The organism is Microbulbifer mixtoriginis (SeqCode), from assembly GCF_052467945.1.
Genome location: NZ_CP174328.1, coordinates 771400 through 793336, shown reverse-complemented (window position 1 = coordinate 793336; position 21937 = coordinate 771400). Strand labels below are relative to the sequence as shown.

Annotated in this window: 21 protein-coding genes; 4 read left to right on the top strand and 17 right to left on the bottom strand. The window is 55.7% G+C overall.

What is annotated here, in order from left to right; translation table 11 throughout:
- Positions 1 to 32: 32 nt before the first annotated feature.
- The 4 genes from ACJJIJ_RS03370 to ACJJIJ_RS03355 all read right to left on the bottom strand — a co-directional run bounded on the left by ACJJIJ_RS03370 (position 33) and on the right by ACJJIJ_RS03355 (position 3889).
- Positions 33 to 479 carry a hypothetical protein gene (locus tag ACJJIJ_RS03370; protein ID WP_444910137.1) on the bottom strand — a complete coding sequence of 149 codons (447 nt, stop codon included), beginning with the start codon at positions 477 to 479 and terminating at the stop codon, positions 33 to 35.
- Positions 480 to 611: 132 nt separating this feature from the next.
- On the bottom strand, positions 612 to 1976 hold the full coding sequence (locus tag ACJJIJ_RS03365) for an L-cystine transporter (RefSeq protein ID WP_444885593.1): 1365 nt from the start codon (positions 1974 to 1976) through the stop codon (positions 612 to 614).
- 145 nt (positions 1977 to 2121) lie between these two features.
- Positions 2122 to 2475, bottom strand: a complete 354-nt coding sequence (locus ACJJIJ_RS03360) for a TlpA family protein disulfide reductase (RefSeq protein WP_444938638.1) — start codon at positions 2473 to 2475, stop codon at positions 2122 to 2124.
- A gap of 22 nt (positions 2476 to 2497) precedes the next feature.
- On the bottom strand, positions 2498 to 3889 hold the full coding sequence (locus ACJJIJ_RS03355; protein WP_444910139.1) for a YihY family inner membrane protein: 1392 nt from the start codon (positions 3887 to 3889) through the stop codon (positions 2498 to 2500).
- A gap of 108 nt (positions 3890 to 3997) precedes the next feature.
- Here ACJJIJ_RS03355 and arsC point away from each other — a divergent pair, with 108 nt between their 5' ends.
- The 4 genes from arsC (at position 3998) to sppA (ending at position 7267) form a co-directional block, all read left to right on the top strand.
- The gene (arsC, locus tag ACJJIJ_RS03350) at positions 3998 to 4342 is read left to right on the top strand and encodes an arsenate reductase (glutaredoxin) (protein WP_252085180.1); all 345 of its coding nucleotides are present in this window, start codon (positions 3998 to 4000) and stop codon (positions 4340 to 4342) included.
- The gene (gene wrbA, locus ACJJIJ_RS03345; protein ID WP_444888452.1) at positions 4343 to 4957 is read left to right on the top strand and encodes an NAD(P)H:quinone oxidoreductase; all 615 of its coding nucleotides are present in this window, start codon (positions 4343 to 4345) and stop codon (positions 4955 to 4957) included.
- A gap of 10 nt (positions 4958 to 4967) precedes the next feature.
- A complete protein-coding gene (locus ACJJIJ_RS03340) occupies positions 4968 to 5315 on the top strand; it encodes a DUF2069 domain-containing protein (protein ID WP_444890870.1) in 348 nt (115 codons plus the stop codon).
- 83 nt (positions 5316 to 5398) lie between these two features.
- Positions 5399 to 7267, top strand: coding sequence for a signal peptide peptidase SppA (gene sppA / locus ACJJIJ_RS03335; RefSeq protein ID WP_444938637.1), 1869 nt, complete (start codon positions 5399 to 5401; stop codon positions 7265 to 7267).
- Between the two features lie 35 nt (positions 7268 to 7302).
- Here sppA and ACJJIJ_RS03330 read toward each other — a convergent pair whose 3' ends face one another.
- The 13 genes from ACJJIJ_RS03330 to trpB form a co-directional block, all read right to left on the bottom strand.
- Entirely contained in the window at positions 7303 to 7596 is a 294-nt protein-coding gene (locus tag ACJJIJ_RS03330) for a DUF3175 domain-containing protein (RefSeq protein ID WP_252085176.1), read from the bottom strand.
- 72 nt (positions 7597 to 7668) lie between these two features.
- Positions 7669 to 8889 carry an MFS transporter gene (locus ACJJIJ_RS03325; protein ID WP_444938636.1) on the bottom strand — a complete coding sequence of 407 codons (1221 nt, stop codon included), beginning with the start codon at positions 8887 to 8889 and terminating at the stop codon, positions 7669 to 7671.
- Between the two features lie 24 nt (positions 8890 to 8913).
- Complete coding sequence (locus ACJJIJ_RS03320) at positions 8914 to 10938, bottom strand: transglutaminase TgpA family protein (RefSeq protein ID WP_444938635.1); 2025 nt, start codon at positions 10936 to 10938, stop codon at positions 8914 to 8916.
- Entirely contained in the window at positions 10938 to 11939 is a 1002-nt protein-coding gene (locus ACJJIJ_RS03315) for a DUF58 domain-containing protein (protein ID WP_444938634.1), read from the bottom strand. The genes ACJJIJ_RS03320 and ACJJIJ_RS03315 overlap by 1 nt, the downstream gene beginning before the upstream one ends.
- Before the next feature lie 4 nt (positions 11940 to 11943).
- On the bottom strand, positions 11944 to 12855 hold the full coding sequence (locus ACJJIJ_RS03310) for an AAA family ATPase (protein WP_444885921.1): 912 nt from the start codon (positions 12853 to 12855) through the stop codon (positions 11944 to 11946).
- A gap of 179 nt (positions 12856 to 13034) precedes the next feature.
- Complete coding sequence (locus ACJJIJ_RS03305) at positions 13035 to 14216, bottom strand: O-succinylhomoserine sulfhydrylase (protein WP_444938633.1); 1182 nt, start codon at positions 14214 to 14216, stop codon at positions 13035 to 13037.
- A gap of 102 nt (positions 14217 to 14318) precedes the next feature.
- Positions 14319 to 15806: an amidophosphoribosyltransferase gene (gene purF / locus ACJJIJ_RS03300; protein ID WP_444885603.1), complete on the bottom strand. Its 1488-nt coding sequence runs from the start codon at positions 15804 to 15806 to the stop codon at positions 14319 to 14321.
- Positions 15807 to 15848: 42 nt separating this feature from the next.
- Complete coding sequence (locus tag ACJJIJ_RS03295) at positions 15849 to 16343, bottom strand: CvpA family protein (RefSeq protein WP_444938632.1); 495 nt, start codon at positions 16341 to 16343, stop codon at positions 15849 to 15851.
- Positions 16344 to 16708: 365 nt separating this feature from the next.
- The gene (locus ACJJIJ_RS03290) at positions 16709 to 17368 is read right to left on the bottom strand and encodes an SPOR domain-containing protein (protein WP_252085169.1); all 660 of its coding nucleotides are present in this window, start codon (positions 17366 to 17368) and stop codon (positions 16709 to 16711) included.
- Positions 17349 to 18620 (bottom strand): bifunctional tetrahydrofolate synthase/dihydrofolate synthase, encoded by a 1272-nt coding sequence (folC, locus tag ACJJIJ_RS03285; protein WP_252085168.1) that lies wholly within the window; start codon positions 18618 to 18620, stop codon positions 17349 to 17351. The genes ACJJIJ_RS03290 and folC overlap by 20 nt, the downstream gene beginning before the upstream one ends.
- An 81-nt stretch (positions 18621 to 18701) precedes the next feature.
- Positions 18702 to 19556: an acetyl-CoA carboxylase, carboxyltransferase subunit beta gene (gene accD, locus ACJJIJ_RS03280; RefSeq protein ID WP_252085167.1), complete on the bottom strand. Its 855-nt coding sequence runs from the start codon at positions 19554 to 19556 to the stop codon at positions 18702 to 18704.
- A 160-nt stretch (positions 19557 to 19716) separates the two neighbouring features.
- Positions 19717 to 20526, bottom strand: a complete 810-nt coding sequence (trpA, locus tag ACJJIJ_RS03275; RefSeq protein ID WP_444938631.1) for a tryptophan synthase subunit alpha — start codon at positions 20524 to 20526, stop codon at positions 19717 to 19719.
- Between the two features lie 92 nt (positions 20527 to 20618).
- Complete coding sequence (gene trpB / locus ACJJIJ_RS03270; protein WP_252085165.1) at positions 20619 to 21842, bottom strand: tryptophan synthase subunit beta; 1224 nt, start codon at positions 21840 to 21842, stop codon at positions 20619 to 20621.
- Between the last annotated feature and the right edge of the window lie 95 nt (positions 21843 to 21937).

The window sequence follows — 21937 nt, the reverse complement described above, 5'->3', positions numbered from 1 at the left end:
CTTTTTTATTTATGCCACCCCAGTTCTCGAGATCATCCCTCTTCACGCTTGCGAGCCTTGGCACGTCGATCCATACGGCGATCTGTGCGTTCTCCTTTTTTGTCTAGCCGGTTATTGATTTTTGCACCCTTGTTATCCAAGCGTTCGTTAATTCGCTCGCCTTTCTGGTCAAGCCGGTTGTCGATACGATCCCCTTTGCGGTCCAGTCGCTCAGCCAATTTATCATTGCCATTAGCAGCAGCCTGCTCAGCTCTTTGATCCAAGCGTTCATTGATGCGATCACCCTTGTTATCGAGGCGCTCTTCAATGTGATCTCCCTTTTGATCCAATCTCGCCTCTATGCGATCGCCTTTTTGATCGAGACGATCTTCAACATGGTCACCGTGGTCATGCGGTTCGCTCTCATCACTCTGTGCATAAAGGGAGTAAGGAAAAGCCAGGCCAATAGTCAACAGCGAGAGTCCAATCAGTTTTTTCATAAATCACTCCATTTCCATTTGAGGAAAACCAATAAGGTTTAAACTGCAATGATTAGAACGCTCTACTGGACCAGAGGTTGACAAGAAATTTTATTTTTTCAGGTGCTTATTCCATAGGCCTGCGACTCTTACTTATCCTTCTACGACCTCTGGACCGGGCACCTCATCCCCAAGCCAGCGCTGGGTCAAGGTACCCGCCGTCATAGCGCCATTCACGTTGAGAGCAGTTCGCGCCATATCAATCAGCGGCTCCACAGAAATCAATAGCGCCGCGATGGTAACTGGCAAACCCATTGCCGGCAGCACCACCAGTGCGGCAAAAGTTGCCCCACCACCCACTCCGGCAATACCGAAGGAGCTGATGACCACCACTACCAACAGGGTGCCCAACCACATTGGGTCCCACACGTTAATACCCATCGGCACCGCCACCATGGTGGCAAGCATCGCAGGATAAATTCCCGCGCAACCATTTTGACCAATAGTGGCACCGAAGGATGCAGAGAAGTTGGCAATAGCCGGTGAATTGCGCAGTTCATCTACCTGGGTTTCCACATTCAGGGGAATGGTGGCGGCACTGGAACGGGAGCTAAAGGCAAACACCAGCACCGGCCAGACCTTGGTGAAGTAGTGCAGTGGATTCACTCCATTTACCAACAGCAATAAACCATGCACCAAAAACATTAGGCCTATCGCACAGAAAGAAGCCACGACAAAACCAAACAGATTGGCAATATCCGCCCAGCTGGATTTGGCAATCAGTCCAGCAACCAGCGCCATAACTCCGTAGGGCGTGAATGCCATAACCAAACGCACCAACTTCATAATCCAGACTTGTGCGACATGCACAAAGCGCTCGATAGCGGCACCTTCCTGCGGAAACTCACGGCGTACAGCCAGGGCCGCAAGCCCCAATAGCACAGCAAAAATAACCACTGAAATTACAGAGGTGGAGCGGGCCCCGGTCAAATCCAGGAAAATATTGCGCGGAATAAAAGAGGTGATAATTTCGGGAATCGAGAGATCGCTGACCCGCCCAATTCGCTCATTGAGCACTTCAACCCTTGCCGCCTCACGGGTTCCTTCGACAAGACCCGCAGCAGAGAGCCCAAACAAATCGGCCATGGCCACACCTATCAGGGCGGCAATTGCAGTAGTGCCGAGTAAAACCCCCAGCACCGACACACTAATTTTACCCAGCGCCTGGGTGTGACTCACTTTTACCACTGCCACCAGAATAGAAGTGAGTACGAGTGGCATAACCAACATATACAATAGGTTTACATAGCTATCGCCCAACATCTCAATCCAGGGCAGAACCTCACCCGGAGCAACACCCCAGTTACGCGATAGCTGTAGAAGCGCCCCAAAAGCCACACCCAGTAACAGCCCAGCAAACACACCAGGGGCAAGGGTGTCCCTGCCACGCTGCCAGCGGTACAAGCCAAACATTAAAACCACAAAACCGAGAAGCAGAACAAAAGCGCCGATGTGCATGGTATGAGAATCCCACCCTGGGCAAACTAAAAAAGTGGCGGCATGCTATCAGCGATATGCCAATGCCCTATAGTTACCTTGGTTATAGATACTTTGGTTATAGTTATATTGATTAATTTTTTTTAATTATCTTAGAGAGACAACTTTACTGGAGAGCCACCTTTAAGTCCTCAGCAGTCTGAGGGCCAACCAGTGTTTTTATCCAGCGACCATCTTCACCAATCACTAAAGTTGTAGGCAGTACTTCAGGCCAGGGTTGCCCCCAGCGGCCATCTGGCTCTTGGGCCAACAGCGGAAATTCTATGCCCAGTTTCTGCGCCTGCTCAATTGCTGCAGGTGTGGGCAAACCATCAAAATTAACCCCCACCACTACCACATCACTATTGATTTGCGCCAACTCATTAAGTACCGGCACTTCTTCCCGACAGGGTTTGCACCACTCCGCCCAATAGTTGACCAGGACTATTTTCCCCTCGGTAACAACCGGCGCACCACTCACGGAGTGCAAACGCCTGTCACTCTCACAAGCGCCGATTACGCTTACCAAGAATAGAGAGGTTACTACCAGAGTTTTCTTCATTTTTTTTATTATCAGCAACATCATCCTGACCCTCCGCTTCCATAATTTCATTTTCTAAGTGTTTTGGTATTTCCGTTTCACTGGCTTCGGCCTGCTCCTTTTCCAAGGCTGCGGTAAAAAGAGATCCAATTGTGATTCCCAGCTGTTCCCCGGCAGTCCCGCGCGCCTTGGCAAAACGACTCTCCACTTCGCTATACCACTCGAACCCTTGTAAATCGCTTGGATTACCACTGGGAATCCACTGAGGATTCAACCAACCGGAAAGCTCCATGAGCGATACTGCATTAAGATCGCGCAGTAGGACATAATCACTCCCATCGGTCTGGGCAATCACCCGATGTGCTTGTAAGACGTCCCGCAAGCGACGCCACTGGCCAAATTTAATTCCCAACAAAGAAATATCACGCTCGCGCAAAGGTTTGCCATGCCACCCACCTTTAAACATTTGCCAGAGGACAATCAAAGTGGCGACCAGGTCTGAATGCTGACGGCCTTGGGTTGCAGCGCGATACACAGAAAGGGTTCGCACCAGTACACAGCCTGCCAGCACCAACATCCACATCATATAAATCCACAACAGGAACAAAGGCACAAAGGCAAAGGCCCCATAAATAGCCTGTACAGAACTGCGCGCAACGATGGCACCAAACAGGTATTTCATGATTTCAAAGGCAATTGAAGTGACCACCCCTCCCTCAATACCATGGCGCAGGGACACATAGCAGTTAGGCACAGCGACAAAAAGCAGGGTGAAAACAATCGTGGTGAAAATAAAAGGCAGCACCCGCAGCACCACAGCCATCATGCCGATACCCTCTTCCCCGCCTAAAAACAGCTTCTGTGAGAGCAAGAAAGTACTGGCAGCAAGCCCTGCCCCTAATAAGATGGGCCCAAGACTGAGAATGGCCCAGTACAATAGAAAGCTCGAAACCCCACTGCGCCCACGGGATACATCCCAGATAGAATTAAAGGTGCCCTCAATGCTGCGCAGTGTAAGTCCCGAAGTTACCACCAGCATGGCAATACCCAGCCCGGTAAGCCGCTGCGCCTGGGCAGAAAAACTGCTGATATATTCCTGAACCTCACGCCCACTTTGCGGCACAAAGTGGGAAAAAAGCTGTTCCTGCAAGCGAGTTTGCAGGCCGGCAAAGTCCGGGAACAGCGACAACATCGCAAAACTCACTGTCACCAGCGGCACTATGGCGAACAGAGTCATATAAGTGAGAGCCGCCGCACTTTTTTGGCAGTTTTTCTCCACAAATAAAGACCACAAAGAGGTCGCAAAGCGCCGCCATTGAACGAGCCAGTCTTTCACGCTTGATTTCAATTTCATTCCCTGTGTGCGACCTCCGCCAAATGCAGCGAGTACTCGACTTGCGCCTTAGAATTCCGCTACGGTATTCGGTTAGAATACGCCAAACAGTAACAGGATACCGACATAATGTGGACGATCTACCACAACCCGCGCTGCTCAAAATCCCGTCAAACCCTGCAATTGCTGCAGGACAACGGTGTGGAACCGGAAGTGATTCTCTACCTGCAAAACCCTCCTTCTGCTGAAGAGCTAAACCAGGTACTGCAAAAACTCGGCATCCCTGCACGCGACCTGTTGCGCACCGGAGAGGAGCCGTATAAGCAACTCAACCTGAAAGACGGGGACCTTGACGAAGCTCAGCTAATCAAGGCCATGGTAGAAAATCCCATCCTGATCCAGCGCCCGATCGTAGTAAGAGACGACAAAGCCACGATCGGCCGCCCACCAGAAAATGCGCTGGAGCTGCTCTAAATGTCGCCCGAAAGCGAAGCCTATGTGCTGATTCTCTATTACAGCCGCAGCGGCGCCACTGCGCGCATGGCTGCTGAGCTAGCACGGGGGGTGGAAGCCAGCGGTATCGCCGCGCGACTGCGCACCGTACCCGCAGTGTCTCCCGACTCCGAGGCCAGTCTGGCCCCTGTGCCAAGTGAGGGCGCGCCCTACTGCACCCTCGACGACCTGCGTCAGTGTGCAGGCCTGTTGATGGGCAGCCCCACCCGCTTTGGCAATATGGCATCACCGCTGCGCTATTTTCTCGACCAGACCAGCGACATTTGGCTGGATGGCAGCCTCACTGGCAAACCGGCTGCGGTATTTACCGCCACCGGCAGCCTACACGGTGGGCAAGAGACCACACTTACCTCAATGATGCTGCCACTTCTGCATCACGGCATGTTGATTGCTGGCATTCCCTACTCTGAAGCGGCCCTCATGCGGACCAGTACCGGCGGTACGCCCTACGGCGCTTCTCACTGGAATAAAGGTCATACCAGCGACCTGAGCGAAGATGAAATCACCCTGTGCAGGGCGCTCGGTACACGTGTCGGCCAACTGGCCCAGACCCTAGCGGTTCCAGCTGCCAAATAAAGGATTCAACGTGAACGACACTATTCAGCGCAAACTACACATTGCGCTCCGTATTAATTGGTTTTGCTATATCGGCCTGTTGGTGCTGTTTGTGGTGCGGAACCTGTTTGTCGAGGGGGGCTCTCTCTCCCTTTGGCTGATTCAGACGGTACCGTTACTGCTGGTGCTGCCGGGCCTGATCAAGCAACGTTATCGCAGTTATCTCTGGCTCTGTTTTATTCTGCTTTTGTACATTACCACCAGCATTGTCGACGTAATGATGCCTACACGAGGCTGGGAGGATGGCGTAATGATGGTTTTGAGCCTTATCCTATTCTTTTCTGCAATGATGAGCAGTCGCTGGCATCGCATGCAGTAACCCCATGACGGAATTTCCGCCAATGGTTCCAGACACAAAGGCGTGGAAACATGCGCTTTCCACGCACTGAGGAGTTTTGAGGTTTGACTGATTCACCCCAGAAAAAAGGGTTTGCCCGAGGCTTTTTAGCTGCGATTGGCGGCTCCATCACTTGGTTACGACGAGTATTCACGAATATCGTCTTCCTGCTGATTTTGCTGTTTCTAGGTATCGCCATTTTCAGCAAGGACGAGCGTTTAGTGGTTCCACAGGGCGCGGCCCTGCGCGTAGCGCCCCATGGTTTTCTTGTGGATGAACTGGCCCAGCCAGCCACTTTACCGATTTTCCTGGGCGGCAACCGCGGCCCCGCAGAGGTGCGCGTCAAAGATCTGGTAGACGCTATCGACAATGCCGCCACGGATAAGCGTATCTCCTCACTGGTGCTAGAGCTGGACCACATGGTGGGTGGCAGTCTTAGTAAGCTCGATGAAATAGGCGCGGCTCTGCAACGCTTTAAAGCTGCGGACAAACCTATTTACGCTGTGGGTGACAACTTCACGCAACCCCAGTACTTTCTCGCCAGCCACGCAGATAAGGTCTACCTCAATCCTATGGGCTCAGTGATGCTCACCGGCTTCGGTGTTTATCGCAACTATTACAAGAGCGCCCTGGAGAAACTCAAAGTCAACTTCCATGTGTTCCGCGTGGGTGATTACAAAGACTTTATCGAGCCCTACACCCGTGACGATATGTCCCCTGCCTCGCGTGAAAACAACCAGCGCTGGCTGAATGAACTCTGGGGAGAATACAGCGAGCAGGTAACCGGCCTGCGCAACCTGCCCGCCGAGAGCATCGACCTGTTTATCAACGAGTTGCCACAAAAACTGCAGCAGCATCAGGGCAGTTGGGCCGAAGCCGCACTAGCCAATAAACTGGTGGACCAGCTCGCCAGCCGCATTGAGGCAATGGAGGAGCTGAAAAAGAGCATCGGCGAAGATGATAGTAAAAAGCGCGAGTACAAGTTTATTGACGCCCTCGCCTACTTGCGCAGCCATAAACTTGCCGAGGCAGCCAAGCCTATCCGGGAGTCCAAGAAAATTGGTCTGATTACCGCCAGTGGTTCTATTGTCGACGGCCAGGCACCTGCCGGTCGCATCGGCAGTGAAAGTCTCGGCAAATTAATCCAACGCGCCCGAGAAAAAGAAGTGGATGCCCTGGTACTGCGTATCGACAGCGGCGGCGGCTCCGCCTTTGCCTCCGAGGCCATTCGCCAGGAGTTGCTGGCTACCCGTGAAGCAAAAATTCCAGTGGTGATTTCCATGGGCAGTCTCGCCGCTTCCGGTGGCTACTGGATCGCTACTGGCGGCGATCGCATCTGGGCCTCCCCGGCCACACTCACCGGTTCTATCGGTGTATTTGGCGCCTTCCCGACGTTTGAGAACTCCCTCGAGCATATCGGTGTTTACACCGATGGCGTAGGTACCTCGGACCTGGCCGGCAGTATGCGCCTGGATCGCGCCCTGTCGCCAGCAGCAGCCAGCATTCTGCAGCAAGGGGTGGATAACACCTATGCACGCTTCCTGCGTATTGTCGCCGAAGCCCGCGGCAGCACTCCCAAAGAGGTGCACAAGATTGCCCAGGGGCAGGTATGGACCGGCCGCGCCGCCAAGAAATTAGGATTGGTAGACGATCTCGGCAATCTCAGCGACGCCATCGCCGACGCCGCGCAGCTTGCTGAAATCGAAGAATACGACGTAGTAGAGATCCAGCGTGAACTGAGCCCCGGCGAAAAATTCCTGCGCGCTTTGAGCGACAATGTAGACGCGAAAATTGCCGCGAGCCTTGAAGCCAATCTGCCACTCGGCGCCTGGCTAAACAGCGTGCAGCCGGTATTGGCGCCAATCTCCGAGCTGCAGAGCTATCGCGACCCGCGCGCCCTCTATGTGCGCTGCCTGCCCTGCCAAGCGCCCTAAAGTTTTTCATCTCAACACCACATTCCGCCGCCGGCTCAATGCCGGCGCGGACGCCCGTAAAGCCCGCGTAATTCTTCCTTGGCCTGTTCCAGTAGTCGCCGCCTTTTGGCCGGCAGCCTCTGTCCCGCCCGGTTGATATAGAACGTCAGCATAGACATAGCGGAGCGATAGGGGTCAGACTTGCGCCGCTGGCTGGATTCCGCAGCCGCTTTCAATCCCTGTGCGATCGCTTTCGGGTCCTCCAGGCTAAAGAGGCCCTCACTCAAATCCAGGGCATGGCTGTGGCGCGTGACCTCTTTCGACCAATTGGCCTTTTTGGCGGGACTCACCAACACCTCCACTCATTGGCTGACCCACCTAACTATATGGTGGCGGCGTCTATGTTGGTCGCAAGAAGCAACTCAGACCTCGCTGTCAGTGATTTTGACCCGGCGCAGGGCACCACTTAAAGCCACCAGGGCAAAGGCGAGCAGACTTAAAATCCCCGCCCACAGCAAGGTGGTCAGGGGGGCAGCGTATTCACTCAAGACTCCAGCGACCAGTGCCCCAAGAGCGGCGGAGCCAAACAGCGCAAACTGATAAATGGAGATGATGCGGCTGCGGTATTCCGCTGGGGCGAGCAACTGCACTATGCCGCGACCGAGGCCAGCGGAAGCCGCCGCCACCGCCCCCCAACACAGACACAGCAGGATTAGGCCAAACTTCGTAGGACCGAGGCTGATGGCAATCAACAGCGCTGCGCTATAGAGCAGGCACATAAGAATACCGCGCCCAGGTTCAGCCCCCTGGCCACGGCGCAACATAGTCACCGTAGCAATTACGGTACCAGCTACGAAGGCCAGTTGCAGCGTGGCGTAATAACCGGCGCCGCGACCGTAATCCTCCGCCAGCAGCGGCAGTACCACCAGAAAAACACCGATATGCACAAACCCATTAAAGGCCATCAACGCGGTCAACTCACGCAGTACTGGATGCCGCCAGGCCTGGGATAAGCCATCGAGAATCAGGCTGTGGGTGATTTTTTCCTTAGTCATGCGGCTGGCCCCACTCGCGCGCAGACTAATCAAGGCTGTGGCCGCCAACAGCAATACCCCTATCTGTACTAACAGCAGGGCTTGCAGCCCCCAGTGTTCGAAGCGGCTCGCCAGCAACATCCCCACAGCCTGACCACCGTATTGGGCCAACATCATCCAGGTCACAGTTTTCTGCACCCGTCGCTCGGAGGTTTGCCCACCGCCTTGGCGTGCACTGCGCTGTACCAGATTGTCCCGCGCCGGTTGCAGGAAAGCGCTACAAATCCCAAGGCAAATACCGTAGAGCATCAATATCGGCAGGGAGATCATGGACAGGAGGTAAACCAGCAGCAGAGTTGTGTGGCAGAGGACCAGACCAATGCAAGCCAGTGCGGAGACAGTGGCCGGATCACGGCGGTCGGCCAGGGCACCGCCGAACAGCAGGAACACCAGATTGGGCAAAAGCACCGAAGCCTGCACCCAGCCCAGTTGCAGAGCCGGCAAATCCACCACGGTGAGCGCAATCCAGGGCAGGAGAATCACCTGCAGCCCGGTAGCCAGGGAAGTGCCGCTGTAGCCCAGCAGAAATTTTTGCAGCCTATGAGGCATCTTACGCGATAGACTTTCCAAGAGTTAATGACCCATCAGCCGGCTTTTACGTGCCGACACCCTAAAAGAGAGCCCCAAGCGCCAGCGCAGTAGTCGGCGCAGCTCATTCAATGCTTTTTTATCCCCGCCATAAGCGGCGCGCTCAAAGGCGTCTGTCGCACGCCCGGAAAACTCAGCCAATGGGGGGCTCTCCAGTGCGATACGTTCGGCGAAGTCCCGCGGCGCCTCACCGGGTCGCCGTGTGATACCTGCCCGAGCCATGCGCTTACAGAAAACCTCATAGAGGCGCTCTACCACAGGCTGTTTTCGTCCACGCCCAGTAAAACGGGTCCACAGAAGAATGCCAAATAGTACAACCGCCACCGGTGTGGCAAAAAAAAGGGCCATCCGCAGGGGGGAGAGCTCTCCCACCAGGCGCTGCAAGGTGTCCCGCTGCTTCTCACTATCAAAACTAATCACGGTCTGATACCAGCGGTAATTGATCATGTCCCACTGCAGGCGCAGCTTCACCAGAATATCGAAGCGGTGCACCGGCAGTAGCGAATCCCGCATAAACTCCTCCCCGGCAGCGCTCTCCAGACCATCCCGGACCCGCTCCGGGGCAACCGCAGCAGTGGGGTCCACCCTCTGCCAGCCGCGTCCATCGAGCCAGATCTCGGCCCACGCATGGGCGTCGTACTCGCGCACCAGCAGGTACTCCTCACCACTCACCCACTCGCCACCCTGGTAACCCGCCACCACCCGTGCCGGCACTCCGGCGGCGCGCATGGCAAAAACATAGCTGCCGGCAAAGTGCTCACAGAATCCCTTTTGGCTGTCAAACAGGAATTCATCCACACTGTCTCTGCCGAGTGCCGGTGGGCTCAAGGTATAAGTGAATTCGCGATTGTAGAGGGCCAGTAACTGTGACGAGATCTCCTCACCGCTCAACCCCCGGCGGCGCAGGCGCTCCACCCAGTCTCGGATGCGCAAGTTTCCATCTGCCGGTAGCTGCAAATTGCGACGGCGCTCGGCACCGCTGAGTGTGGACTGAATAACCTGGGAATCCCGGGGCCAAGAACGCACCTCATAGGCAAAGCGACTATATACCGGGGAACGTTTTACCAACCGGTCGTCCGTGGTTTCTCCCACTCCCGCACTGTCCGAGGCGGGTCTTGCCAGGGCGAACAACCAAGGGCTGCGGCTCGCCTCCTGGATCACCTGGTAGCGGTAGCGTGGACCGACTTGTGGCAGTGGACGCTCGCCACTATTCCAGTACACCCGGCCACCATTGCGCGGGTCCACACCAAAACCCTGCCGCCAGGTACGCCCATCGAATTCGGAGTACACCAGCCCTCGCCAATAACGTTGCTCCGGCGGCGGTATGGGTCCATCGAAAGAGATACGCAGTGCCGGCTTGGCGGATTTGGATAAACGGGTGAAATCACCCGGTGCCATAGAGTCACTCACACCAGTGCGGCCGGCAGAAGTATCCTGGGGCACATTCCACAGAGGGCCCAGGCGCGGCATAACCACAAACAGCAGCAGCATCAAGGGTGTAGCCTGCGCCAACAATCTTAAGGAGAGCCCCAAGGCCCGACGCGGCCGCGCGCTGAAGCTTCCCAGCTGTGCTGCCAGCGCAGCGGTAATCACCAGGGTCGCGATCAATCCGTAGAGGGCATAGGGAATCGATTGCTCACGCACAAACAGGGTCGCGGCAACAAAATAGGCCAGCAACAAACTGACAAAGGCATCGCGACGGCTGACTAATTCCAGGTTTTTCAGGGTAAAGGACAGAGCCAGCAGCGCCACCATCGGCTCCAGTGCAAACCAACGCTGGTAGGATTGCGCCAAACCCGCCACTGTAAGCGCAATCACCAATAGTTTGAGGGCGCGCCCTGGCAAATCACGGCGCCCGCGAAAGACCTCCAAGCGCCAATAGACCGCAAAAGCCCAGGCAAAACCAATCCACAGTGGCAACTGGCTCAGCTGTGGCAGTAAGGCGACAAACTGCGCAGCGAAAATCCACAGTAGGCTTTCGCGCGGCAATAGATCCCGGTTGCTCGCCATCAGCCACCCCACTTGGGAAACAGGGCCAGCGCTGACAACACTCGCTGCTGGTGCTCGGTGCCGAGAAAGGGCGGCAAAGTAGTGCCGGGGATGCGCAGGCCATAGGCAATTCCCTGCTTCTCCGCCTGCAAGACCCAATCACACAGGTTGCTCAGGCGGGTCTCTACATCGCGCCCATCCAACAACTCCCAGTCGAGCCAGAGACGGGTATCGGTGCGGCTCTCATACTCCTTGCTATAGAGATCGCGACCGGCGGCATATTGCTTCCAAGCCAAATGGCGCAAGGAATCACCGGGCTGGTAGGGTTTGAGAGAGGCATAATCATCCCCGCCGCGACGTACCTGGCCGGATGTACCCTCTGCCTGGGCCTCTCCCAACGGCAGGGGGCCAGCGGCGAGTGGTCGCGGATACACCAGGAATTCAACATCCAGGTCGATGCGGCTCCAGCAGCGAAACAGCCCCAGTGGAAAGCGGCTCTCGACTCTTAAGCGCGGCGCCTGAATTCGCCCCCGCTGCAGGGCTGGCAGCGCAATACGGAAGTCCGCCGAGAGCTCCTCACAGAGATCCACATATGCGCCCTCTTCCGGTGGCCAACAAATTTGTATCCACTCCCGTAGGCGTTTGTCCGCTCGGCTCAGATTAATATGTGCCTCGGCGAAATCGCCGGCAAAGGCCGCTTCAGTGCCCAGCAATTGCAGGCGCAGTCCACTCAAATTGGCGAAGGTATGCACAGGCAAGATAACGAAAACACTGATCAGCAAAAAGGTCAGGGCAAAAACCAGATTGTTCTCGTAATTGGTGGCCAGCAGCCAAAGCAAAGCGGTTATCAATAAATAACCAAGCCCCGCACGGGTGGGCAGGATAAATAGGCGGCTGTGATTTAGGGTGATGTCCCGTGAGCGAGGCGCTCGTCGGCTGAGCCAGCGCTCACCCAGCCTGCGAAAAAAATTGCGCGAGCTTGTACTGGAAGCCTGTCGGGGAAGGTCGCGGATCACACTCATCTGTTTAGGCCGCGATAATATCCACCTGGCGCATAAGGCGCTCTACCAGCTGATCGCCATTGCCGCCATCACTCTGCAAACGGTGCCCAGCCACCGAGGGCAGCACCGCCTGGATATCTTCCGGCAGGACATGGCCGCGATTATGAATCAGCGCCCAGGCCTTGGCCGCACGCAGCAGCGCCAGTGCCCCTCGGGGCGATAAACCCACCGCACAATCTGGGCTCTGGCGGGTATGCAACACCAAACGCTCTAAATAATCGAGCAGACTGTCAGAAGCCTTCACCTGACCCACCAGACTTTGCATTTTTTTCAGAGTAGCGAGGTCGATACGCGGCTTTAGCTTGGCCAGCTGTTGGCGGGGATCAGCGCCTAAATACAGTGCACGCTCAGCTTCGCGGTTGGGGTAACCGAGGCTGATGCGCATCAGGAATCGGTCCAGTTGTGACTCCGGCAGGGCAAAAGTACCGGACTGCTGCAGTGGGTTCTGGGTGGCAATCACAAAGAAAGGCTGTGGCAACGCGCGGGTTTCGCCGTCGACACTGACCTGGCGCTCCTCCATTGCCTCAAGCAAAGCACTCTGAGTTTTGGGAGAGGAACGATTGATCTCATCGGCCAGCAGTAGCTGGCTGAAAACCGGCCCCTCATGAAAATGAAACTGCCCGGATTCCCGCTCAAAAATTGATACACCGAGAATATCCGCCGGCAGCATATCGCTGGTAAATTGCACGCGTTTATAGGAGAGACCGAACACCTGCGCCAGAGCATGGGCCAGAGTGGTCTTGCCCATACCTGGCAGATCTTCAATCAACAGGTGACCTTTTGACAAAAGGCAGGCCAAGGCCAACTTCACCTGACGCTCTTTTCCCAGCAAAACACTGCCAATATCGGAAACGATGGCGGAAACTATTTTTTGCACGGCAAATCCATTACTGCTCATTTTTTTCTCAGGCCAAGGAGCGGCCCGGTGTAAGCACCCGCCAACGCTGTGGGGCGAGTACTATGGTGCCAAACTCGCAAAAAAGCGAATTTGGCACCCGCTATTAATCATAGGAAGACAGGGAGTGCCCTGGTTTAAGCAAAGGCCCTGCAAAGCGCCTACAACAAAGACAGCCCCCGCATCAGATCGCGCTTCAGGTCTTCTGCATTCTCCAATCCGACGGAAATACGAATCAGGTTTTCGGTGATGCCCGCGCGGGCCTTGTCCTCATCACTGAGACGCCCGTGGGTGGTAGTGGCCGGGTGTACGATAGTGCTCTTGGCATCGCCGAGGTTAGCGGTGCAAGACAGGATTTTACAGTTGTCGATCACCTTCCAGGCTTCCTCGCGACCACCGCGCACGGAAAAGCTCAACACCGCACCAAAGGCATCCTGTTGTTCGCGGGCCAAGCGGTGCTGGGGGTGTTTGGGCAGGCCGGTGTAGTTGACCTTTTCCACCATCTCCTGTTCATCAAGCCACCAGGCCAGATCCAGGGCGTTGGTGCAGTGGGCCTGCATACGCAGCTTGAGCGTTTCCAAGCCTTTAAGGAAAATCCAGGCGTTAAACGGGCTCATACTGGGGCCGGCAGTGCGCAGGAACACCACCAGCTCATCCATAACCTCTTTGCGACCCACGGCGACACCGCCCAGGGCGCGCCCCTGGCCATCGAGGAATTTGGTTGCGGAGTGCACCACGATATCGGCGCCAAGCGCCAGTGGGCGCTGCAGGGCCGGAGTACAGAAACAGTTATCCACCACCAATAGAGCGCCGGCGCTGTGGGCCACCTCCGCCAGCGCGCGGATATCCGCCACTTCACACAGGGGGTTGGACGGGGTTTCCATAAACAGCAGCTTGGTGGAGCCATCCACCGCCTGCTTCCAGGCATCCATATCGGTGAGATCCACATAGCTCACACGCACGCCGAATTTTTCCAAATAGCGGCCAAACAGCGCGGTGGTGGTACCAAACACACTGCGGGAGCAAATCACCCGGTCGCCACTTTTCAGCAGTGCCATACAAATACTGAGGATCGCGGCCATACCACTGGCCGTGGCTACCGCAGCCTCGCCACCTTCGAGCGCGGCGATGCGCTGCTCGAACATACGAACGGTGGGATTCGTGTAGCGAGAGTAAACATTGCCGACACTCTCGCCGGTAAAGCGCGCAGCGGCTTCTGCAGCAGAGGGGAATACGTAACTGGAGGTGAGATAGAGGGCTTCGGAGTGCTCGCCCTCTTCCGAGCGGACCTGCCCGGCGCGAACGGCCAGAGTTTCCAGAGCGTAACCGTCGTCTTCAAACATATACCGCTTCCTAGTCAGTATTTTTTGGAAGCGGTCATATTAACCGAAACAGTCGTGCATGGCGCCCTCTTCTGCCGTGAACAGAGCGCCGCCGGAGATAACTTACAGAGTGCTGGTGTCGGCCTTCTTGTGCTTAGCTTCGTCGTTGCGCGCCGCGTGAAGGCTATCGAGGTAATCTTCGTCCACATCGCCGGTAATATAGTTACCGTCGAAAACGGAGCAGTCGAACTGATCGATTTTCTGCTTACCTCCGCTGGAACTTACGACCAAGTCTTCCAAGTCTTGGTAAATCAACCAGTCTGCACCGATTTCTTCACAGATCTCTTCAGTCGTGCGGTCGTGCGCAACCAGCTCACTGGCAGACGGCATATCAATACCGTACACGTTGGGGTACTTCACCGCTGGTGCCGCGCTGGCGAAATAGACTTTCGCAGCACCCGCATCGCGAGCCATCTGAATAATCTGCTTACAAGTGGTACCGCGCACAATGGAGTCATCCACTAACAGCACATTCTTACCGCGGAATTCCAACTCAATGGCATTCAGCTTTTGGCGCACTGATTTCTTACGCTGTTTCTGCCCAGGCATGATAAAGGTACGGCCGATATAGCGGTTCTTCACCATCCCCTCACGGAATTTCACCCCCAGCCGGTGTGCCACAGTCTGGCCGGCGGTGCGGGCGGAATCGGGAATGGGGATCACTACGTCGATATCGTGGTCGGGGCGCAGGCGCAGAATCTTGTCTGCCAGGTGCTCCCCCTGACGCAAACGCGCCTTGTGTACGGAAACGCCATCCATAATGGAATCCGGGCGGGCGAAGTACACATGCTCAAAAATGCAGGGGGTCAGGGTCGGGTTTTCCGCGCACTGCTCAGAGTGCACAGTACCGTCCAGCTCGATATACAGCGCTTCACCGGGGGCCACATCGCGCACCAGAGTGTAACCCAGTACATCCAGGGCGACAGACTCAGAGGCCACCATATACTCGGTGCCTTTCTCGGTCTCACGCTTACCGTAAACCAGCGGGCGAATACCGTTGGGATCGCGAAAGGCGACGATACCGTAACCCACAATCAGGGCCACACAGGCATAGGCGCCGCGCACACGTTTGTGCACACCGCGCATGGCGGTAAAAATATCTTCAGCCTTAGGCTGCAGCTTATGTAACTTATGCAGCTCATGGGCGAATACATTGAGCAGTACTTCGGAGTCGGAATCCGTATTAATGTGGCGCAGATCCTGCTGGAAGATCTCTTCAACCACATCCCGCACATTGGTGAGATTGCCATTGTGTGCCATGGCAATGCCATAGGGAGAGTTCACATAGAAAGGCTGCGCCAGGGCGGGACCGGAACTGCCCGCAGTGGGGTAGCGCACATGGCCGATACCAAAGTTACCTTTCAGGCGCTCCATATGCCGCGCGCGGAACACATCGCGCACCAGACCGTTGGCTTTTTGCTGGTTCAGGCGATCATCGTCACAGGTCACGATGCCCGCAGCATCCTGCCCCCTGTGCTGCAACAGAGTGAGCCCATCATAGAGCTGCAGATTGACATCACTCTTACCGACGATACCGACGATACCACACATATATTTGACCCTATTGATCGAAAAAGCGGCGCTAGCGCCCGATTAAAATAACTCTACGAAATAGTCCTTCACAGACTTGGCCAGCTCCCGCGCACTGCCCTCAAATTCGAGGAAATGGGGAATTAACACCGACTCACTCCACCAACTATCCTGCTCCACCGGCACCAGTGCCGGAGCCAGAATCAGCAGTGCCATCACCACAATGGCCCCACGCGCCAGACCAAACACCATGCCCAGTACCCTGTCGGTACCCGATAAGCCAGTGGCCTCAACAAAAGCGGAGAGCATCATATTCAAAAGCGCCCCAGCCAGGAGCGTTCCGAAGAACAGAATGGCGAAGGCGGCAATCGCCTGGAGGGATGGGGTGTCGACAAGGTTTGAAAGCAGTGGCGCCAGCTGTTCGCGAAACATCATCGCGACCACAAAAGCGGCAATCCAGGTGAGCAGTGACAGGGTTTCGCGCACGAAACCTCGACTAAGGCCGATAAGTGTGGAGATACCCACAATAGCCAGAATGCTCCAGTCAGCCCAATTCATTCAACCCTACCTGCGTGGCGGCTGCTGCCGCGAAGAGCGCGCATTCTAACTTAAGGGACTAAGCGCGTGAAGCCGTAGACGAATCGATTGGAATTTCCTTTCCAAACTGCAAAACTCCGTAGATTAATCACCTTACGGCAGTGGATTTATGCCAAAAAAAGCGCAGATGAATTGCCCTTTAGACGTGCCTCTGCGTGAGGACAGCCACAGGGCAAACAACCAGAGCAAGAAGTGAAAGAAGCCCGGCCAATATCCCAGCCATCCGCGAAATACTGGCACAAGCTGGATAGGTTGCCGCTACTTTGGTGACCAGACCGGCACACCCTCTTTACCAAAGTGCCAGCCCGCCGCAAGCCACAGAAACCTCAAGCTTTGAAGCGAAGCACCAGGGTTTGCGCCTGCAGTAGTGCGTCCAGCTCCCGCTTAATAGTCTGTGCGTCGGCTTTATTCACTTTCGGCCCTACAAAGACCCGCACAAAGCGCCCCTTATCCGTTTCCACAGCGCGGGTGTACGCGCGATACCCCTCATCCATCAAACGCATGCGCAGCTGCTGTGCACGGGAATCATCTTTGTAGGAAGCCACCTGAACCACCCAGGCCATCGGCTGCCCCTGATCATCAACCAATGGCGATGCCGCCTGCTTGGCAGTATCAACTTCCACTGATGAAGTGGAATCATTTGTATCTTTTCCCTTCTCCGGCTGTGTATCGGAGACAGCAAATTTTGCCGCACCCTCTGCGGGGTTAGAGAACTTCTCGGGTACTTCCGGCTGAAAAATTTCCCCAGCCTTCGGTGCTGGCGCCACACCGGCAACAGGCTCCGGCTGAGCAATCTCAATAGGGCTGATATCCGGCTCAGCCGGGATCTGGCTTACCTCGCTGATATGCCCCTTTGACTCCCGGTCCAGCAGACTTGGCAGGAAAATCACGGCGAGCGCAATCAGCACCAGCGCACCGACAATACGCTGTTTAAAGCCGTCGTTCAGCCGCCCTCTGCGGGAGGCCTTATCCTCGCAATTCTCCATTACCCTCGTCTCGCATCTGCTGCAGAACTTCCGCCACAGTAAAGAAGGATCCATATACAAGCAACCTATCCTGTGGATTGAGGGTTGGCAGCAGTTGCCGCAACCCTTCAGCCACTGTTGGACAGCGACGATCCACATTCGTCTCATCTACCCCAGCTTCTAGCAGACCGGTGCACAGTGCCTCACCCTCTGCGGCACGACCATTTTCCGGCAGCAAGGCCGGGTGCCAACGATCTACCAACTTACGCAGAGGAGCGAATAGACCGACGAGATCTTTATCTTCCATCGCCGCAATCAAGGCGTGGGTCTTCCCCTCCACCGGATTGTCCTTCAACCAAGTAGCCAAGTGTTCAGCCGCCGCCGGATTATGCCCCACATCCAACAGCAAATTTCGCTCACGCCAGTAGACTTGCTGACAGCGCCCTGGCAGGGCTATTTGGGCCAAGGCAGCCTCTACTCCCTCCCGGGGTAGCGCATCCAGAAGCGTCAGCGCGGTAAGCGCAGCAGCAATACTGGGGCGCGGCAAAGTGATATCCGGTATTGACAGAACCAAATCGCCAAAGTGATAAATCTCACTCTCACCACTCGAAGTGATACTGAAATCCTGGCCGATAAAATAACTGGAACTGGCCTGCTTTTCTGACGCAGACAGCACAGATTGGGGTGGAGAGCTATCTGCACAGACAAAAGGAGCCCCGGGACGCAGGATGCCCGCTTTCTCGCGGCCGATGACTTCCCGATCGCTACCAAGCCAATCCTCGTGATCTACTGCCACGCTGGTAATAACCGCCAAGTCGGCATCCACCAAGTTGACTGCATCCAACCGACCACCGAGACCGACTTCCAGCAAAGCATATTGCACCCCCGCGCCCTGGTATAACCACAGTGCAGCCAGGGTAGTGAACTCAAAATAGGTAAGGCTGGTCGCCCCGCGAGCAGCCTCCACCGCGACAAAGGACTCCACCAACTGCTGATCGGATACCTCCTCGCCATTGATGCGTATCCGCTCATTAAAACGCAATAGGTGTGGAGAACTATAAGCGCCGACGGAGTAGCCGGCGCGGCACAAGAGTGCCTCCATAGTCGCTACGCAGGAGCCCTTGCCATTGGTTCCAGCCACGGTAATCACCGTAGGGGCGGGTTTTTGTACCCCCAGGGCAGCTGCAACCGAAGAGACACGCTCAAGACCGAGTTCGATTTCAGAGGGGTGCAACCGCTCCAGGCGGGTGAGCCAATCTTGTAGTGAGGACATAATTGGATAGATCGCTGGTAGGAGGCAGCAGCCAGGCTTTTACTGACTGCTCTTAAGAACCTCCGGGGAATTGGGAAATAATTAATTACCGCTCAGTTTACCCAATAAGCGCGAGACGGTGGTACGCATATCCTTGCGTGGAATAATCATATCGATGGCGCCATGTTCCAGTAGGAATTCACTGCGCTGGAAGCCCTTGGGCAACTTCTGGCGGATGGTCTGCTCGATAATATTGGGGCCGGCAAATCCGGCACGCGCACCCGGCTCGGCCGCATTGATATCGCCCAGCAGGGCCAAAGAGGCTGAAACGCCGCCGTACACTGGGTCGGTCATAATGGAGATATAGGGTACTCCCGCCATCTTCATTTTTTCCAACACCGCCGAGGTCTTGGCCATCTGCATCAAAGAGATCAGAGCCTCCTGCATACGCGCCCCACCGGTGGCAGAAAAGCACACCAGCGGAATACGCTGTTCCAAAGCGCGTTGGGCCGCGCGGGTAAAGCGTTCACCCACCACATAGCCCATGGAACCGCCGTGGAAGGCAAATTCGAAGGCCACCGCTACCAAGGGCTCTCCATTCAGGGTGCCTTGCATGGCGATCAGTGCATCTTTTTCGCCAGTGGATTTTTGTGCTTGCAAAAGACGGTCTTTGTACTTTTTGACGTCTTTAAACTTCAGGCGGTCCACTGGCAACACATCGGTAGCCAGCTCTTCGCGTCCATCTTCATCGAGGAATATATCCAGGCGACGGCGGGCGCCGATGCGCAAATGGTGGTCGCACTTGGGGCACACATCCAGGTTGCGCTCCAGCTCCGGGCGGTAAAGCATGGCGTCACACTTGACGCACTTCTTCCATACCCCCTCTGGGACCTTGCTGCTGCCGGCACGTCGCTCGGTGCGAATTACCGCGGGAACAATTTTTTCTAACCAGCTCATCTCGTTTCCAAATCCGGATGCTTTCTGTAGGCCGGTGCATTTTACCGACCGGTGAGTTTCAGGCTACGAATTAAAACACTAAGCTGAACATCAAACTGAGCCAGATCAGCCGCTATTTTTGGTGATCTGGCCAGTTTTTCGCTTAAACTTGGGTGAAAGCCTAGCGGTCCAGTGCCTGGCGCATCTCGCTGACGATTTCCCCCAGCCTCGCCTTGGCTGCAACTAGGTCCGCAGCTTCATCCACCGCGGACACCAGTACACTGCCCACTACCGCCCCGTCGCCATGGGCACTGACTGAGCGCGCCGAGCTGCCATCTTTGATACCGAAACCCACACACAAGGGCAGATCGGTGAAACGGCGAATATGTTCGAGGTTATCGCGCACAGAATCCAGGTCCAAATGGCCAGCACCTGTGACCCCTTTCAGGGAGACGTAATACACAAAACCGCTGGCCAGGCCGGTAATCTCGCGAATACGCTCCTCAGTGGTGGTGGGCGTCAGCAAGAAGATATTGCGCAAATTGCGATCGGCCAATAGCTTGTTGAGCGGACCCGACTCTTCCGCAGGTAAATCCACCGTAAGGGCACCATCAACACCGGCCTCTAGCGCCGCATCGGCAAACTCGCGCTCGCCCATACGCTGGATCGGATTGGCATATCCCATCAGGATAACCGGGGTTTCCGCATCCACCTGGCGGAACTCTTTCACCAACGCCAAGCACTTGCGCAGCGAGGCGCCATTGGCCAGGGCGCGTTCATGCCCCTTTTGGATTACCGGCCCCTCAGCCATGGGATCGGAGAAAGGCACCCCCAGTTCAATAATATCCGCACCACTGGCCACCAACTGATGCATCAAGGGTACGGTATTTTCCAAGCCGCCATCACAGGCGACGATATAAGTTACCAGGGCCTTTCGGCCCTCGCCGCGCAGTCTGGCAAAGCGGCGATCAATTCTATTTTGTTCTGTCACTGTGTATTCCCTGAGCTACTTCTGGCCTAGTGCCAGCTCACTTGGTCACGATTATTTCGATACGCCCACCCGGGCAGGTGGGCAGAACGCCGCTAAACCTCAATGCCATCGATAGCGGCAACGGTGAAAATATCTTTGTCCCCCCGGCCGGAGAGGTTCACCACGATATTTTGCTCAGGCGCCATTTCAGCTGCGAGCTTCATCGCATAAGCAACCGCGTGGCTGGACTCCAACGCCGGCAGAATACCCTCGGTGCGGGTGAGACGACGGAAGGCATCGAGCGCTTCTTTATCATCGGCGGTAACATACTCCACACGGCCGATATCTTTGAGCCAGGCGTGCTCGGGGCCAACACCGGGGTAATCGAGGCCCGCAGAAACGGAGTGGGTTTCGATAATCTGGCCGTCCTCATCTTCCATCAGGTAAGTACGGTTGCCATGCAGAACACCGGGAATACCATCGTTGAGTGGCGCCGCGTGCTTACCGGAGGCCAGGCCTTCACCGCCAGCTTCAACGCCAAACATCTTCACCTCTGAATCATTGAGGAAAGGGTGGAACAGACCAATCGCATTGGAACCACCGCCGACACAGGCCACCAGGGCGTCGGGCAACTGACCAAAACGCTCCAGACTCTGACGGCGCGCTTCGCGACCGATAATAGAATTGAAATCCCGCACCAATTGCGGATAGGGATGAGGGCCAGCCACTGTACCAATAATGTAAAAAGTATTATCGACATTCGTTACCCAGTCACGCATGGCCTCATTCATGGCGTCTTTGAGGGTCTTGGAACCGGACTCCACCGGTACGACTTCGGCACCCAACAACTTCATGCGGTAGACATTGGGGGACTGGCGTTTGACGTCTTCAGCGCCCATATAAACGGTGCACTGCAACCCCAAACGCGCGGCTACGGTAGCGGTGGCCACACCGTGCTGGCCTGCGCCGGTTTCGGCAATAACACGACTCTTACCACTGTGCTTTGCCAGCAACGCCTGGCCCACGGTGTTATTTACTTTGTGTGCACCGGTGTGATTGAGATCTTCGCGCTTAAGCCAGATTCGCGCACCGCCCGCCTGCTCAGTCAGTCGCTCAGCAAGATACAGCGGCGATGGCCTGCCTACGTAGTGCGCCAGATCGTGATCAAAGGCAGCGACAAAATCCGGATCATCTTTCAGGCGGCTATACATTGCCTGAAGCTCATCCAGTGCGCTGATCAGCGTCTCCGATACAAAGCGACCGCCGTAGGGACCAAAATGTCCGCTCGCATCCGGGAAGGTGGAAAAATCGATAGCACCTGGCTTACTCACACTCATACTCCGTGGGTCACGTGGTTTTTAAACTATTTGCCTATTTATTAATGCTTGAATAGTTCCTCCTGAACTATTCAAGCATCGCCAGAAAATACTGC

Coding starts and splice junctions, on each gene's coding strand:
- ACJJIJ_RS03370 (WP_444910137.1), bottom strand. CDS start 479: ATGAAAAAACTGATTGGACTCTCGCTGTTGACTATTGGCCTGGCTTTT.
- ACJJIJ_RS03365 (WP_444885593.1), bottom strand. CDS start 1,976: ATGCACATCGGCGCTTTTGTTCTGCTTCTCGGTTTTGTGGTTTTAATG.
- ACJJIJ_RS03355 (WP_444910139.1), bottom strand. CDS start 3,889: ATGAAATTGAAATCAAGCGTGAAAGACTGGCTCGTTCAATGGCGGCGC.
- arsC (WP_252085180.1), top strand. CDS start 3,998: ATGTGGACGATCTACCACAACCCGCGCTGCTCAAAATCCCGTCAAACC.
- wrbA (WP_444888452.1), top strand. CDS start 4,343: ATGTCGCCCGAAAGCGAAGCCTATGTGCTGATTCTCTATTACAGCCGC.
- ACJJIJ_RS03325 (WP_444938636.1), bottom strand. CDS start 8,889: ATGCCTCATAGGCTGCAAAAATTTCTGCTGGGCTACAGCGGCACTTCC.
- ACJJIJ_RS03320 (WP_444938635.1), bottom strand. CDS start 10,938: ATGGCGAGCAACCGGGATCTATTGCCGCGCGAAAGCCTACTGTGGATT.
- ACJJIJ_RS03315 (WP_444938634.1), bottom strand. CDS start 11,939: ATGAGTGTGATCCGCGACCTTCCCCGACAGGCTTCCAGTACAAGCTCG.
- ACJJIJ_RS03305 (WP_444938633.1), bottom strand. CDS start 14,216: ATGTTTGAAGACGACGGTTACGCTCTGGAAACTCTGGCCGTTCGCGCC.
- purF (WP_444885603.1), bottom strand. CDS start 15,806: ATGTGTGGTATCGTCGGTATCGTCGGTAAGAGTGATGTCAATCTGCAG.
- ACJJIJ_RS03295 (WP_444938632.1), bottom strand. CDS start 16,343: ATGAATTGGGCTGACTGGAGCATTCTGGCTATTGTGGGTATCTCCACA.
- ACJJIJ_RS03290 (WP_252085169.1), bottom strand. CDS start 17,368: ATGGAGAATTGCGAGGATAAGGCCTCCCGCAGAGGGCGGCTGAACGAC.
- folC (WP_252085168.1), bottom strand. CDS start 18,620: ATGTCCTCACTACAAGATTGGCTCACCCGCCTGGAGCGGTTGCACCCC.
- accD (WP_252085167.1), bottom strand. CDS start 19,556: ATGAGCTGGTTAGAAAAAATTGTTCCCGCGGTAATTCGCACCGAGCGA.
- trpB (WP_252085165.1), bottom strand. CDS start 21,842: ATGAGTGTGAGTAAGCCAGGTGCTATCGATTTTTCCACCTTCCCGGAT.